Origin of the sequence: Vibrio ulleungensis, assembly GCF_016900875.1 — a bacterium.
Taxonomy (GTDB): domain Bacteria; phylum Pseudomonadota; class Gammaproteobacteria; order Enterobacterales; family Vibrionaceae; genus Vibrio; species Vibrio ulleungensis.
Map to the genome: position 1 here is coordinate 1 of NZ_JAFEUM010000008.1, position 15775 is coordinate 15775.

At 41.7% G+C, this 15775-nt stretch carries 15 protein-coding genes; 3 read left to right on the plus strand and 12 right to left on the minus strand.

The annotated features are described in order from the left end of the window. Window positions 1-191 precede the first annotated feature (191 nt). The 12 genes from JQC93_RS16780 to JQC93_RS16835 form a co-directional block, all read right to left on the minus strand. Window positions 192-1037, minus strand: coding sequence for an ABC transporter ATP-binding protein (locus JQC93_RS16780; RefSeq protein WP_205159539.1), 846 nt, complete (start codon window positions 1035-1037; stop codon window positions 192-194). A gap of 15 nt (window positions 1038-1052) precedes the next feature. Further along, window positions 1053-2021 (minus strand): ABC transporter permease, encoded by a 969-nt coding sequence (locus tag JQC93_RS16785; protein WP_205159540.1) that lies wholly within the window; start codon window positions 2019-2021, stop codon window positions 1053-1055. A 62-nt stretch (window positions 2022-2083) separates the two neighbouring features. Continuing rightward, entirely contained in the window at window positions 2084-3394 is a 1311-nt protein-coding gene (locus JQC93_RS16790) for a CmpA/NrtA family ABC transporter substrate-binding protein (RefSeq protein ID WP_205159658.1), read from the minus strand. Window positions 3395-3872: 478 nt separating this feature from the next. Continuing rightward, on the minus strand, window positions 3873-4550 hold the full coding sequence (locus JQC93_RS16795) for a hypothetical protein (protein WP_205159541.1): 678 nt from the start codon (window positions 4548-4550) through the stop codon (window positions 3873-3875). A gap of 231 nt (window positions 4551-4781) precedes the next feature. Further along, the gene (locus tag JQC93_RS16800) at window positions 4782-5771 is read right to left on the minus strand and encodes an efflux RND transporter periplasmic adaptor subunit (protein ID WP_205159542.1); all 990 of its coding nucleotides are present in this window, start codon (window positions 5769-5771) and stop codon (window positions 4782-4784) included. 3 nt (window positions 5772-5774) lie between these two features. Continuing rightward, window positions 5775-6275: a magnesium transporter gene (locus JQC93_RS16805; RefSeq protein ID WP_205159543.1), complete on the minus strand. Its 501-nt coding sequence runs from the start codon at window positions 6273-6275 to the stop codon at window positions 5775-5777. 61 nt (window positions 6276-6336) lie between these two features. Beyond that, window positions 6337-6606: a hypothetical protein gene (locus JQC93_RS16810; protein ID WP_205159544.1), complete on the minus strand. Its 270-nt coding sequence runs from the start codon at window positions 6604-6606 to the stop codon at window positions 6337-6339. A gap of 66 nt (window positions 6607-6672) precedes the next feature. Beyond that, on the minus strand, window positions 6673-8580 hold the full coding sequence (locus JQC93_RS16815) for an alkyl/aryl-sulfatase (protein WP_205159545.1): 1908 nt from the start codon (window positions 8578-8580) through the stop codon (window positions 6673-6675). A gap of 960 nt (window positions 8581-9540) precedes the next feature. Continuing rightward, a complete protein-coding gene (locus tag JQC93_RS16820) occupies window positions 9541-10743 on the minus strand; it encodes a hypothetical protein (protein ID WP_205159546.1) in 1203 nt (400 codons plus the stop codon). After that, window positions 10740-11477, minus strand: a complete 738-nt coding sequence (locus tag JQC93_RS16825; protein ID WP_205159547.1) for an SDR family oxidoreductase — start codon at window positions 11475-11477, stop codon at window positions 10740-10742. Before JQC93_RS16825 ends, JQC93_RS16820 begins: the two co-directional genes overlap by 4 nt. A gap of 5 nt (window positions 11478-11482) precedes the next feature. Continuing rightward, a complete protein-coding gene (locus tag JQC93_RS16830) occupies window positions 11483-12772 on the minus strand; it encodes an FAD-binding oxidoreductase (protein ID WP_205159548.1) in 1290 nt (429 codons plus the stop codon). A 1-nt stretch (window position 12773) separates the two neighbouring features. After that, window positions 12774-13169, minus strand: a complete 396-nt coding sequence (locus JQC93_RS16835) for a GtrA family protein (RefSeq protein ID WP_205159549.1) — start codon at window positions 13167-13169, stop codon at window positions 12774-12776. 143 nt (window positions 13170-13312) lie between these two features. Between JQC93_RS16835 and JQC93_RS16840 the strand changes: the two genes are divergently transcribed. The 3 genes from JQC93_RS16840 to JQC93_RS16850 are packed head-to-tail and all read left to right on the plus strand — an operon-like array spanning window position 13313 to window position 15511. Continuing rightward, window positions 13313-14128: a decaprenyl-phosphate phosphoribosyltransferase gene (locus tag JQC93_RS16840; RefSeq protein WP_205159550.1), complete on the plus strand. Its 816-nt coding sequence runs from the start codon at window positions 13313-13315 to the stop codon at window positions 14126-14128. A 15-nt stretch (window positions 14129-14143) separates the two neighbouring features. Beyond that, window positions 14144-14563 (plus strand): divergent PAP2 family protein, encoded by a 420-nt coding sequence (locus JQC93_RS16845; protein ID WP_205159551.1) that lies wholly within the window; start codon window positions 14144-14146, stop codon window positions 14561-14563. Window positions 14564-14581: 18 nt separating this feature from the next. Continuing rightward, window positions 14582-15511 carry a lysylphosphatidylglycerol synthase transmembrane domain-containing protein gene (locus JQC93_RS16850; RefSeq protein ID WP_205159552.1) on the plus strand — a complete coding sequence of 310 codons (930 nt, stop codon included), beginning with the start codon at window positions 14582-14584 and terminating at the stop codon, window positions 15509-15511. Window positions 15512-15775: the final 264 nt, after the last annotated feature.

Consider the following 15775-nt stretch of genomic DNA (forward strand, 5'->3'; position numbering starts at 1 on the left):
GCTCTTCAGATGAACCTTCGCCTTGTAGATATTGTTTAGCTATAGAGCATTTTAATGCTCTGCTGTATTTGGACATAAAAAGACCCCCAATAATTGGTGTCCAACTATTGGGGGTCAGTTCAAGTAATAGGTTTTTTTAGGTCTTCGATATAGGGGGAGGAGCAAGATTATCGAAAGACCATTAACGGGTATTAAGCGCTTTTAGCAGTCGGTTTGGTTTCGCTTTTAGCGGGCTCTTTAGTGACAAGAGGCTCCACCTTGCTTTGCTTCTCGTAAAGGAACTTGAGTACCGATTGGCGATATTTCTGATACATAGCATCTTCGGCCAACACCACTCGATTACGAGGACGGTCTAGTTCTATATCCAAAACTTCCCCGATAGTCGCTGCAGGTCCATTGGTCATCATCACAATTTTATCCGACAGCAAGACCGCTTCGTCGACATCGTGAGTGATCATGATTACGGTGTTGTTAAGTTCCGCTTGGATCCGCATTAGTGAGTCTTGTAAGTGCGCGCGAGTCAACGCATCGAGTGCACCAAAAGGTTCATCCATAAGCAGAACTTTGGGCTGGAGGGCCAAAGCGCGGGCGATACCAACACGCTGCTTCATTCCGCCCGAGATTTCATCAGGCTTTTTGTCCGACGCATGTTGCATTTGGATAAGCTCTAAATAGTGCTCTACCAACTCTTTTACTTCAGCTTTGCTTTTTCCTTTCGCCACTTGTTTAACGGCAAGTTCGACGTTTTGATATACCGTTAACCAAGGCAATAGTGAGTGGTTTTGAAAGACGACGGCGCGCTCAGGACCCGGTCCATCCACTTCGCGTCCATCGACAATCACGCCACCATCTGTTGCGTCGAGCAAGCCAGCCACTAAGTTCAGCACCGTTGATTTACCACAGCCCGAGTGACCAATGAGCGAGACGAACTCACCTTGTTTAATCTTTAGGTTTACATCGCGCAGCGCAACAAACTCGCCCTTTGGGGTGGGGAAACGCATTCCAAGTTGCGCAAGATCTAACATTAACTTTGACATAATAATTCCTTTTACCTAGCGCAAGTCTTGGCTCTTATCCCATGACATTCGTTTTTGAAGTGCAAGCATCCCTCGGTCTAGCAACAAACCGATGAAACCGATGGTGATCACCGCAACCATAATTCGGCCAAGTGACGCAGAGCTTCCGTTTTGGAACTCGTCCCATACAAACTTACCAAGGCCTGGGTTTTGCGCCAGCATTTCTGCGGCGATCAATACCATCCACGCAATACCTAACGACAGTCGAAGGCCGGTAAACACCATAGGAATGGCTGAAGGCAAAACGATGGTGGTGATGTGTTTCCACCATGATAGACGCAGTACGCGACTGACGTTCACTAGGTCTTTGTCCACGCTAGTTACACCCACTGCGGTGTTGATCAAAGTTGGCCATAGGCTACATAAAGCGACCGTAAGCAATGAGTTTACAAACGATTTGGCAACCAGCGGATCGCTACTTACATACGTGGCACTCACAACCATGGTAACAATAGGTAACCAAGCTAGAGGTGAAACCGGCTTGAGCAACTGGATTATGGGGTTAAATGCTTGGTAGAGAGACTGGTTTAGGCCAAGCAGTATTCCCAGCGGAATGGCAATCACAGAGGCCAAAATGAATCCACAAGCCACAGTAAACAAACTGGTGAGAATTTGATCGAAGAACGTCGGCTTTCCGGTATACGGACGAATTTTTACCGTCGCATTAGGATCTTTTTCAAGCTTAGCAGCGTTGCGAACTTCTTGTCTCTCTATGAACGCGACTTCTTTTTCGCGCTCTGCAAAGTGCTCATCGACTAAGTTAGAAAACTGACTGAAGGTTTGTATTGGGCCTGGAAGTGTACCCAATGATGTTTGTACTTGTTTGGCGGACATATGCCAAATCATCAAGAACAACGCAATACCTATGATGGGTAACAGTAACACTTTTGAGCGACTTGTTACCGCCCCTTTAAAGGGCATTAATGAAATGACATTGCTCGCCATAATTTACTCCTAAATTCTTTCCTTGAGAGGCTCATCATGAGCCTCTGTATCAATGAGGGTGATTACACCTCATCTTTTCCTTTTAGACCGATAGAGAACTTCTCTAGGTAGGCGTTAGGTTGCTTGCCATCGTAAACTATGTTGTCGATGAAATGCGTTTGCGGTGCGCGGAAACCATCTTCTTCTGTGAAGTTAGGGAAATCGCTCGCGCTCAATACGCCATCGTCGATAAGTGCTTCGGCAGCTTGTTGGTAGATGTCTGGACGATAAACGCTTTTCGCGATATCCATGTACCATTCATCCGATTTCTGATCTGGGATTTGTCCCCAGCGGCGCATTTGGGTTAGGTACCAAATAGCATCACTGTAGTACGGGTAAGTCGCGTTATGACGGAAGAACACGTTAAAATCAGGTACGTCTCGCTTGTCACCTTTTTCGTATTCAAAGGTACCCGTCATACTGTTGGCAATAACTTCGGCGTCCGCTCCTACGTATTCACTTTTCGCGAGTATTTCAACCGCCGCTGGACGGTTTGCGTTGTCATTTTCATCCAACCAATGAGCAGCTCGAATCATCGCTTTTACGACGCGAATATGGGTGTTTGGATTTTCTTCAGCCCAGCTTTTCGATACACCGAATACTTTTTCAGGGTTGTTTTTCCAAATTTCATAATCGGTAACGACAGGAACGCCAATGCCTTTAAACACGGCTTGTTGGTTCCACGGTTCGCCTACACAGTAACCATAGATCGTGCCTGCTTCCATTGTGGCAGGCATTTGCGGTGGTGGTGTTACGCTAAGCAAAACATCGGCTTCAAGTTGGCCACTGTTGTCTCCCGCTTTTGGCGCGTAAAACCCAGGGTGAATACCACCAGCAGCTAGCCAGTAGCGAAGTTCGTAGTTATGGGTAGAAACGGGGAATACCATTCCCATGTTAAAGGCCTTACCGTCGTCAAGGTAGCTTTCAACAACAGGTTTAAGGGCGTCGGCTTTAATAGGGTGCTGCGGCTTACCATCGGCTTGTTTAGGAACGTGCTGTTCCATTTGTTCCCAAATATCGTTAGATACGGTAATCGCGTTACCGTTTAGATCCATTGAGAAGGCGGTAATGATTGGCGATTGAGTACCGATACCAATTGTTGCTCCAAGTGGTTGTCCCGCGAGCATGTGTGCACCGTCAAGTTCGCCATCGATTACGCGGTCTAATAGCACTTTCCAGTTCGCTTGTGCTTCTAGGGTGACATACAGGCCTTCGTCTTCGAAGTAACCATTTTCGTAGGCTACGGCGAGTGGCGCCATGTCGGTTAATTTAATGAACCCAAACTTTAGGTCTTCGATTTCGGGCTCGCCAAGGTCGGCCCAAGCCACTTGCATACATAGGCCTAAAACCGCGCTGGTTGACAGTGCAAATTTAGCAATACGTCCGCTCTTGTGTTGAGAATGGGATAAAGTGTTAAGAGTTGTCTTAGGCATAGCAAATCTCCTTTTCGCTGCAGCTACCGTTGAGTAATCTTTTGATGCTAGGTGTCTGGTTTGCATCTGAAGTTAATTACACTAGAACAAGTAGCGTGCCAACTTGGAAATCACTTAATAAACAGTGCTTTAGCTGTTTGTCTATTTGCGGGGTGTGATCTTGGTGCATGTTCGCTGTGCAGGCTGCACAATCATATGCTAACCATTAAGGGGTAGTTTGTAGTTCGAGGGATAGGTCAAATTTCTTGGGGATTTCGACAGTGAGAACTAAGCAAGTTTACACGGAAACAGGTCGATGAGTTAGGATGCCGCCCCATCTGGGGGTAAGGACTATGCGGATGAAAAGGCGGCAAAAAGGGTCAGTTAGTGAGTGAGACGCTTAGAACTTAAACACTACACCTACTTTAGAAAATGTTTCGCGATTTTTGTTTTGGAAATTGGCCTCATTGCTCAATTCTACGTAAGGGATGAAGACATCACTAATACCGTTAAACGTCATACGAGCCTCATAGTTGAAGATTTGATCGTCCGCTCCAGCGCCTAGACTGGCTTTATTATGTTGATGTTGCCCAATAATTTTGGTGTTGAAGTGAACATTCTCAAACTGATTTCCAAGCGCAAAATCGACGCGTGAGATATCGCTTTGTTTGCCCATTGCTGACGCTTTTTCATCAAGATCTTTACGAAAACGGAAAGAGGTATTGATGGTGTCGGCAAAGGTGGTTCCCACGGTAAGGCCAAACTTATTGGTGTTAGAAAGATTGCCGGTTTTGTCGACAAGTTCGTATTCACCTTTAACAAAGACGTTACTGTCATTTAGCTTGTGGGTGTAGTTGAGGTTATATTCGCTAACCCCTTTAATGTTGGTTTTTGCTGAAAGGCCAACATTGTTGTATTTCATAAACAGCTTTGCACCGCTGTTATCTTTTTGTACGTCGCGTGACTCTTTCGCCTGCGATTTGTAGTCTACTTCTAGCCCCCCAGTTAGTCCTTCTGCTGATACGCTTCCTGCTGATAATAGTGCAACAACGGTGGTTCCCAGGATTGCTTTTTTCATTTAAGCCTCTAGTTCTTCGATGGTGGTGATTGAGGAGGCGACTTTAGCAGTGATCTTTTTTTTGAAAAAAATAGAACCTATCGATTTTTTAGATGGGTTTGGAACATAACATTAAGGCTGAAATGAAGGATATAGACTGTTAAAAAAGCCATTCAATGAGATGACTGGCTTTTGGGTGTGAAGTGGTTGTGCGAACTCAATGGATTATGTCGCCCATTGCATGGCAACGATCTACATAGCGTTTAGGTAAGACTTGTAAGACTGAAGCCTGACTGTTGCCGCTCCAATTACGTCAATAAAACCGAAAAATGGGTGCGGCTTATTGGCCGAAATCCATGCCGCGCCTGTCGCGCCGATAGGGATGACTTTACCTTCTTGCTCTATCAGCTCTAAGATCACTGTTCGGCCATGAGTCCCCATATTAGCGGCGACATGCTGCTGCACGCTTTGTGTTCCTTGCATAGCCGATACAGTGGCCTCGCCAGTTCCGGCTGTTACGCTGTGAACTCTAGCGCGAAACACTTCACCAGGAAATGCATCCACGTAAAACTCTGCAAATTGGCCTGCCTCGACGTAGCGGTAGCTTTGATCAGGAATGCGCATTTCCATGAACTTTCGTGAAGTGTCAAAAATGTGCATATTACCTGTTCGACTTCCGTCAGCGACGTTGACCACGGCAATTTGACCATCAAATGGTGCACGAATGGTTTTGCGCTCTTGCTCAAACTCAGCCTGTTCTAAATCGGCTTGTAGAGAGAGTAAATTGGCGTTGGCAATACGCAACTGAGAGTTGTAACTCTCTACATCACGCTGCTTAAAAATGGTCGGCGACGTTTTTGAGCGCTGAAGATCTCTCTTCATTTGAGCAATAGATTCTTGCTGCTGCACAATGGAGGCATTAATTTTCTCAAGGTCGGCTGTAGAGTTCACATCGACCAAGGTGTAAATGACATCCCCTTTGTTTACGTGTTGATTGTGATTGACGTGAATGGTATCGATCTGTTCACGAAACAGTGGGGATAATACCGCATGTGGCGCTTTTACTGTGCTTGATGAAGTCATATCGACGGGCGCCCAAAGTCGCGAAAGCACGCCAAGAACCACTAGGATAAAAATGCCGCTGGATACAATCCAGCTACCGTTGCGAAAGTTCCATTTAATGGCACCGGTTGAAACCAATATCCACATGATCAAGATATAAGGGATCATTACTTCTTTCATCGGTTATCGCTCCGTCAGTGATGTGTCGGTGTTAATATGGTCGCTCGGCCAAGAGTAACCTCGACGGATCACGTCCGACATCCCAATACCAATCTGTCTCCAATTGGTGAAGGCGATAATAATGGCCAGTACCCACCATGCCTTGTGCAGGAAGAGTCCACATAAGGAGAGCGCAAACACCAATTGTACATGGGCGCTGCGGTTCTCTTCTGCTCGGTGTACTGCCACTTCGTGAAGCTGCCACATTAAGTAGGCAATAAAGGCCACTAACGCGATGGTCACCGAAAACAAATAGCCACTGAAATATTCAGAATTAAACAACACCATCATCATTTCGTTGGGGGTGCTGGTAAAGGACGATAAGTCGACATTTTTGGAGTTAATTGTGCCCATAGGTGCGAGTAAATATGCACCTGCGAACATCGCAATCATAAACGCGGAAAACTTGAGTAAAACCATTAAAATGGTAAACAGTACCCGCATTGTTGACGTTAAAAATTTCATTTTTTATGTACCTATATAAAAGACCAAAAGCCAGTAGACATAAAGATGGGATTCTCTAGGTCTAACCGGCTGTTGTCTTCTCTGAAGCTTGATTATCTTTTTCGGGCTCTATTGCTGCCTCCGAGGGGGGGCGAGCAAGTTGCCCTGCAAATACGTCGTTGATATCTATGTTTCTGAGTGGGTCATGTTTGGCGTTTTCCAATGTAATGAGCATTGCGCGCTCATCATGAATATGCGGAACCGACATATCGACACCATCGCCACATGCACGAGAAACGTAGGGGACTGCTGCCAGCAGTATTGCTCCCCATAAGATTATAAATTTTTTCATAGAATTGCCCTGATAAGCTGGCAAACAAACACAACATGCAGGCCGAGGCCTGCATGTTAAGCGTGCTTAGCGAAGCGTGATTTTTGGATTTTCAGCGGGCTTGTCAAACAGACTGAAGAATTCAGACACTGCTTTGGCATCACCATCGACTTTGATGTAGACTTGCTCGATTGCCTTAACAAAGTCCACTTTTCCAACGAGCAGCCCAAGAAGAACAGGCTTAGTCAGTTTAACGGTCGCTTTTGCGTCTCCGTCAAAGTTAGGGTGGAACTGCGCAACGCTCCGACGAACTTCAACCGCGTGAGTTTCTTGGTAATCACTAAACTCAAAAGCAACAGTGAAGTGCTTATCGGCACTGCGCTCAGCGTTTAAGCTAAAGCGAAGCGCACCTACGAGTTGCCCCGGCTCAAATTCGGCCATAAGGTCAGGCGCTTGTAGGTTAATTTTTTTAGAGTAGTCGATAGTACCGTCAAGCTCTTGAGCTGAGGTGAGGTACCAGTTACGCCAGTTGTTATTGGTTTCACGGTAGCCTAGTTCACGCAATGCGTGTGCTTTCAACTCACGAGGTGCCATGTCTTGCAAATCGATGCGAACAGCGTGAGTCGCCAGTTCAGCACACCATTGGTAGTCTTGGTCGTCACACGCTTGCTGTGCCAGTGTCATCATTGCGTCTTTGCCGCCAACCATTTCTACATAACGTTTGGATGCTTCGACCGAGTAGGTAGGGTTTAGCGTCGTCGGGTCACCATCAAACCAACCCATTTCGCCGACAAATATCTGTTTTGCAGCGTGACGAATAGAGCCGTAAAAGTCGCCCAACCATGGGTGATTTTCTAGGTGCGCTGGCAGTTTGATTTGACGGATCAAATCTTCTTGCGTAGCACCATTATTGATAGCTTTGATCGACTGGTCGTACGTAAATTGAATCGCGTCACGGTACGCAGTAAGCGTGTTTGATACATGCTCAGCACCAACAACAGGTCGGCCATGAGAAAGCATCATTGCTTGTGCGTTGTAGTCACGTAGCGTATCAATTCCTGGGTACCAGATACTTGGGTCGCGGTATTGAGTACCACGAATGGTATGTAGGTTAGGGAAGCTCTCACCTTGGATCACTTCAGAACCAAACAGTAACTTATAATCTGGGAAGTAGGCTGTAATTTCATCAGACGCTTCTGACGGAACGTGTTTGAACTCGATTTGAACACCAGCAATGACGGTTTTTAGAACGCCATTAGTCCCTTTAACCAAGGTGTTTGGTGCAATAAGGCTGTGCTCGCGGATTTCGAAATCAGGACCCAAACCACCGTTAATTCGGCCATCTTCTTCTACGTTAAGTAGCGTACCGAGCGAATAGTCCACACGGAAACCCAGTGCAGGGCCATTACCACCCATTGATCCTTTCACGACATTCTTCATAAAGGTTTCGTGAGCAATGATGCTTGCGCTCTCAGCGCCTTCAATGCCACGTACACCGGCATAGTGGTCTGGATGCCAGTGAGAGTACATAACCGCGGCTACAGGCTTCGAATTGCCTGTGGTTGCGCGAAATACTTCCATTACTGCTTGCATCTTGTCGACGGACTCGACCGGATCAAGAATGATAAGACCGTCGACACCATCAACGATCATCGGAGAAGTTAACCCGTATCCGTATACTTGGTGAAATTTGTCTTTGTAAGTGAAAATGCCTTTCTTCATTTTGTTCGAGTGAGCAGTAAGCTCAGGGTGAACTTTTTCAGAGTCAGCGTGATAGGCGTCATTGCCCGAAGTTGCAATCCATGTCATGTCTTGGTTATTACCATGCCAGTAATGCGTAGCACCAGAGTCTTTACCTAGATAGTAGTCGTGAGAAAGAGTAGGGATTCCTACTTCCACGCCTTCATATCTAGACTCATGGTTGTTGCCAGCCATTACAGAGGTGGTAATAGAAGCTGTACTAAGTACGGCCAGAGTAAGCAGAGCTTGTTTCATATTTACCTCAAGTCATGAATGTTACTTTTAGTTTCTGCTTGTAGCTTAAGGTAATATCTAATTTTAAATTAGCTAAGTGATATTGGTTAACTTATTTCATTGGTGTGAGCGACGCTCTGAACTAGCTGGTAACGAGATAATCAATCGTTCAATCGAGGGTGTTTGGTACTGATTGAGCGACTTTCTAGAACGTTTGGTGAAGTTGGATTGTGGCTCAAATAAATGTTTTTATTAGATTTTTTAGTGATATTTTTCGTATGGTAGTTCAACTCCCTGTTTAATAGATAATGTTGTCAGGTAAGAAGAACTATCGATAGGGTCTAAAAATGGTTTAATATCCATTCATTTTTAACTGATTGAAGGTTTTAGAACCTTTGTTTAAACTTAAAATCACCACTTCTTCATTGTGAGCATTGTCAGGTTTAAATAACTATTTTAGATAATCAAATAGAAGCAGGTTGAACAATAGTGTTTCTACGAACGTATCATAATAAAGTTTTTTAAGTTCATAGACCCACTTAGATACATAGTACTTTATTCTTTCACTGTTCTGCTCTATGTTGTTTCTGAGAAATTCAATCTGAATAATTTTTGCGGCAATGTAAAGTTTACTTAATAATGAAACCTCAGCGTGTCAGTGCATTTATTGTACATGAGCCTACTATTTACTTAGATTAAAAAGAGTCGTTGGTTCAATGATTTTTCGTAATACACAAAGATTATTAAATACTGAAATTCATCTATTTTACTGTAGTGTATAAGAGCTAAATTTCGTTTTAGCTTTTCTTGTTCCTGTTATTAAATTGTGCCGAAGTCATTAAAGGCTAAAAGAACTGTAAAGTTAAAAAGAAAATGTTCACTACTTTATTATTAATAATTTTGTAACTAACTCCAACTCATCTGAATGTTTATCTTTTAAATAGACTGCCATTACTAATATTTATAATGGCAGTCTATAGACTAAGCCATATTATTTAATTTCCACTTAAAAAAAACAGGTTCAAAAATCGTTCTGTAGTTATAGATTAAAAGTAAAATTAAAGCATAGTGAGCAATTACTTTAGTTATGAGAGTTGCAACTGCTAGATACTTGAACGAGTTGTGGTGAATAATTTGATTCAAAGAGGCTAGCACAAACTGGTGGCTCCAAAATAAAAAAACTATGATTATAATGCTTAGAATAGAAACTTTATTATTTAACTTTAATAAAGTAGGGATGGTTAGAAGTAAAAAAACAAGTCGATAATCATAGCTAGTTCCAATTATATAGGTTGCTATGTATATCAAGAGTCCTGATGTGAACATTATCAATTCGTGGTTGCTAAAATTGGTATAAGTTTTTTTGGGATTAATACGTATGAAATATAGAAATAAAAACGCAATAGAAATAAAAGAAAACAAATTCAATAGGTTCTGGTTAAAATGGTTACTTAGAGTTAAACTGTAGGTTTTCCATCCATACCCATAATATGAACTGGATACAGGAGTGGCTTTTCCTAAATCTATTATTTCAGGGTAAGTTGTTAAAATATATAAAGAAACTGGCAAGAAAATTAATAGGCCAATCTTTATAGACTTTAAATTAACTTTTTCAGTTAATGACGCAATAATCACCACAGGGAAGAATTTTACAGCGAACGCAAAGTAATAAGCAATCATTTGTATTATTCTGTTTTTATTAAAATAGCAGAATAGAGATACGAAAAAGAAAGCAACTTGGTCATTATTTCCTCTTTCTATTAGTAGTGCCACAACTGGTGAAAAAAGGAGTGGTAGATAAACTAAGAAGTCTATTCGGTTCCTGATCTTTAGTGTCAGGTATGTTCCAATTGCGAATAGAATGAAAAATGAAACACCAAAGTATATAGTGTCTTTGTTATCTATATTTAAAATTGGAAATGTTAACCAAAAAGAAGGGTAGTTAAATGGTGGGATGGTTTGACCTTCATTGTTTACGAACAAATCCGATCTAGGATCTAAGCCTGATTCAATAAAGCTATTATAGTTAGTTACATTTCTGATATCACCAAATGGATAAGTCATTGATGTAAAGTTAAACCCTGTATGGCTCCAGACATAGTGCCAATCAACAATTAGCCCTAATACAAGTATTAAACTATACCCGATAAAAAAAACTAAAAATAATTTTATAGATGCGCTCACAATTTCACCTTGTTAAAAATTACTTTTGGAACAATCTTAATAATCGTCATAATGACAAACCAAAAAGCAGGTGTGTAAGAAAAAGTGACCTTATTACTTATTCTTTTCTTGATAATCAGAGCGACTTTTTCAGGCTTTGCCCAAAGCACACCTTTATCAAACTCAGCTGTCATTGGCGTATCAACAAATCCAGGCTTGATATCCAGGACGTGAACACCGGATTTACTAAGCCTCTGAGCGAGTCCTTGTAAATAAGTAGAAACCATCCCTTTTGCTGCGCCGTATACGTAATTTGACTGACGACCTCTGTCACCTGCAACGCTGGTAATAACCGTTATGTTTCCTGATTTTTGTTGCTCCATTTTCGTTGCTGCATAAGTGAGAAGTGAAATTACACTGATACCATTGGTATTTAACTCTTCAATGGCCTTCATTGAATTAGTTTGGCAAAGCTCTTGATTGGGCAGGCTTCCGTAAGCCACAAGCAGTACATCAACACGACTTAAAGCATCGAACGCTTGATCAATAAGAACTTGATGCGAGTCAAACTGATTCGCATCAAAATGTGCAGTATGAATGGTGTTAGCACCTCTTACCACAAGGTCTTGCTTGATTATGTCGAGTCTTGAAGTATCTCTAGCAATAAGATAGAGATTAGCTTTTTCTTTGGCGTATAGCTTGGCAACTTCTCTTGCCATTGCAGAAGTTGCTCCAATAATGATAATGTTTTGCACGATATTTATAGTCCTATCCGTTTAGACTGGAGCGAGTGATAAAGTTCATCTACTCCATATTCTTTTCTTACTGCTTGGAATTCTTCCCATTGAGGGTATCCCGCTTTAAACATCTCTGCTGACATTCTGACATCTTTCGACAGATACAAACGGCCTTTATATTTTCTCACTATGATGTCTAGTCGATCGAGCAAAGAAAATAGCTTGTCGTTTAACTTGAAATCAAGCGCTAAGGTATAGCCTTCCATTGGGAAAGATAAGTGGTTTCTGTTACCTTCACCTAAAATCTTTAATACCGCAAGGAATGACCCTTGCTTTGATTCGGCAATAGCAGCAAGGATTTCGGTCAGTCCTTCTTTCCCTGCTTCTTTAGGAATAACAAACTGGTATTGGGTAAAACCATTGCCACCGTACATACGGTTCCAGTTATTGATGCTATCAAGTGGGTAGAAGAAGGGGTCATAGTGAACAGTATTGTTCACTTCCTCTTTCAGTTGCTTGTTATAATAGGCTGAGTTAAATGCCTGTATGGTGTATTTGTTCAACAAAAAAGAAGGCATATCACACGGCATATTCAGTAAGCCGTTTTTATGAGTGGTCAGTTTGCCTTTATCTGCGTGCTCACCCAACATCAGTAATGAACGACCAAGGTTATCGTCTGTGGATAAGCAGTCAATCCACGCAACCGAGTAGGTCACGTTTCTATAGTGCTCAAATAGTGCTAAAGCGGTTTCAAGATTTTTAGCTTTAACTACTTTTTGATTAATGTAGGCACTGGTTATCGGTTTTAATTTGAATGCTGCCTCTGTGATAACTCCAGTTAATCCCATACCACCACAAGTGGCTAGGAATAAATCAGGATTATCTTCTTTTGAGCAAGTGATTTTTTGTTCGTTAGTAATTAGAGTTATTGAAATAACATGATCACAAAAACTGCCTTCAAGGTGGTGATTTTTTCCGTGAACATCACTGGCTATTGCGCCACCAACGGTAACAAACTTGGTTCCGGGCGTAACCGACAGGAACCAGCCTTTAGGGACGAAGTTTAGTAATATTTCGTCAAGTGAAACTCCAGCTTCACAGAGGAGTATCCCTGTATCTTCATCAAAAGAGATAAAGTGATTCAACTGTTCGCTGACTATGATATTTTCCGAAAGTGCGCTGTCACCATAGCTACGACCTAAGCCTCGTGCTATTCCGCAATGCAGTTCATTCACTAGGTTGTGACTTGTTGAAGGTGTGTTGATATTCGCATCAATGAGTGGGTATTTTCCCCAACTAGTTATTTTTTTCATTCTAACGCTCTATAAATACATATTTTTTATCTAAGTAGTACTTAGTGATATAACCAATGCTCAGTCCTATCACTGCGCCTACATAGCGCATAGTTTTGGTTCCAAACCATAGGTCAAAGGTATACTCTGTAACCCAGAAAAGGACAGTTGTGATAACACCCATTAGGCTGTAGAAAAAGAAGGTAGTCACATCTTGCTTTTGGTTTTTAGTTTCAAACCTAAAAATAAACTTCTTGTCTAATAAGTACTTAACAACCAAACCAGCCAACGTGCCCGTTAACATGCTGACTATGATTTCATGTTCATACTTAAAAAAGATTGATGTAATTTCTTGTGTGAAAAGATTTACAATGGTCGCTACGATTGCAAAAGCGATATAAAGCATACTTTTAGTCATTATATTTACATTGATTTTAATAATCTATCAGCATATCATTTCGCCTAGATTTCGCCTAGATTTCGCCTAGATTTCGCCTAGATTTCGCCTAGATGCTATTAAGAAGAATTAAAATGTCCAAATTACCTCCACTAGTACGTCTAATGCGACCTAAGCAGTGGGTAAAAAACACCTTTGTTTTTGCGCCTTTACTTTTCTCTGGGCTATTCACTGATGCGCTATCCGTTCAGCATTGTCTATCTGCCTTTATTATTTTTTGTTTAGCTTCATCAGCAACTTATGTGCTAAACGATTATAACGATATTGAAAATGACAGAAAACATCCTGTGAAGTCTAGAACCAGACCGCTCGCATCGGGCGAAGTGAGTAAACCTCAAGCTCGCATTTTGATGATCGTTTTGTATAGTATTGTAGCTCTATCAGCATTGGTTTACCCCAAAGTAGTAGCTGTAGTTGCAGCGTACTTGCTACTAAATGTAGCGTATACTTTCTACCTCAAACATCAACCTGTATTAGATATTTTTACGATAGCGACAGGTTTTGTGTTGCGAGTATATGCTGGGGCAGTTTCATTAGACGTACCACTTTCTTCTTGGATGTTTATCACCACGCTTTCCCTAGCACTTTTCTTAGCAGCAATAAAGAGACGACAAGAGTTGATGAAAAGCGGTAACAAAGCACGAAGTGTATTGCAGTTTTACACCATAGAGTTAGTTGATAAATATGCCGAAATGTCAGCAACTTGTGCCATCTTATTCTATAGCTTATTTGTTATTTCAGATAAACCAGATATGGTGTATACCATTCCATTCGTTTTATTTGGCTTATATCGTTACTGGTTTATTGTAGAGTCAAATGATTCAGGTGAATCACCAACAGACGCCTTGTTTGCCGACCTATGGCTCCAATTAACCATTATCGGTTGGATTGGTGCTTGTTTCTATTCAATTGCGGTTTAGATAAAGGAGAATCTTTTGGACCTGAGTTATCTTATTACGCCTTTTTTTGCGTGGTTAGTGGCTGGCTGTGTAAAGTTTGCTATTAATTCCATTCGAGCAAAACGACTAGCTTTCGATTTAATTGGCTACGGTGGTATGCCCAGCAATCATAGTAGTATCGTGAGTAGTGCTGCTGCGATTATTGCATTTAATGAAGGGTTTCAAGAGCCTGCTTTAGTTGTCGCTATAGCACTTGCATTTATTGTCATTCTTGATGCAAGTAGTTTAAGGCAGCAAGTGGGTAAGCACGCTCAAGCCATTAATGTACTGAATAAAGATAAAGTGGAAAAGCCTTTAAGAGAGCGGATGGGGCATACTCGGCTAGAGATTTTAGCAGGTATCGTCACTGGTATTGCTTCAGCATGGTGTGTGCATAATATATTCACTTTTGTCTAGGGTAATGCAATACAGCCAATGAGAATCAAATTTTATGTTCAGAAATTAAAACGCCTGTATTTATGGTTGGCTCTAGGCTTTGTTATTTATATTGCATGGACGCACTCATCAGATTTTAGTGGTGCGATAGGCTCTATACAGTCGCTTCCAGTCGGATTAGTGATATTGTGTTTGATGCTCTCTGGGTTGAGTTATTCTTGCCGCTCTCTTCGTTGGTTAGGGTATATGCGCCAAATAGAGCAAAAAGCTTCGATATATCTGCATATTCTCATTTATCTTTCAGGCTTTGCTTTTACAGCATCACCCGGTAAAACTGGGGAGTTAATGAGGGGTACCCACCTTAATGAGTTAGGTATTCAATTTCGATACACCTTTTTAAGCTTTATGTCAGAGCGTTTACTTGATGTTATTGTCGTTTTACTATTAGGCACTTATTTTCTTATTAAACATTTTAATCTTGCTTTTAGTTCGTTGTCACTTGTAATGCTCTTCTTGCCTTTTATTATTGTACTGTTGCTACACGTGCTGCCTAATTTGGCTTCAAGTAAATCGTGGTTTTTTCCAATTGTGATACTGAGAGGTTTGTGGCGACTGCCAGTCGCTCTGAAGAGTCAACTCTTCACACTTGTAGCGTGGACAGCCCAAGGGCTGATCTTGTATCTAATGTTGATTAACTTCGGTGTTGAAATCAGTATTGCTATGGCAGTAAGTATTTATTGTCTAAGTCTGTTGATAGGCGCGGCATCACTTTTCCCAGGTGGTATTGGGGTAACAGAGGTTGGAATGATTTGGCTTTTGACAAAGGTTGACGTTGGCAGTGATATTGCAATCATCACTTCACTTTTAACAAGAATGTTGACGTTGTGGCCTGCTATGTTGATTGGATTAGCCTGTGCTTTTGTCTTGAAAAAATCAAAAGCTGGGTTTTTCGTTTCGTCAAGGATCTAAACTTTTTACAGCCCACATATCTAAATAGTTATTAGGCAAAACAGCTTCAAAAGGACAAAGGTATTAATTCATAGTTGTGTTGTGATTCCTTTGCTTCTTATCTTGATTTTTTAGTTCTTTTTTGCGCTCGATATTTCGCTTAGAATATTTAGTGGGCGCACTGGCAAAAGGTAAAAAACATTTTATCTGTTGATATATTTAATTTTTTGTGGTCATTGTTTGGGTCACCTGAATAACTAAACCTGAGATATTTAAGATACTTCG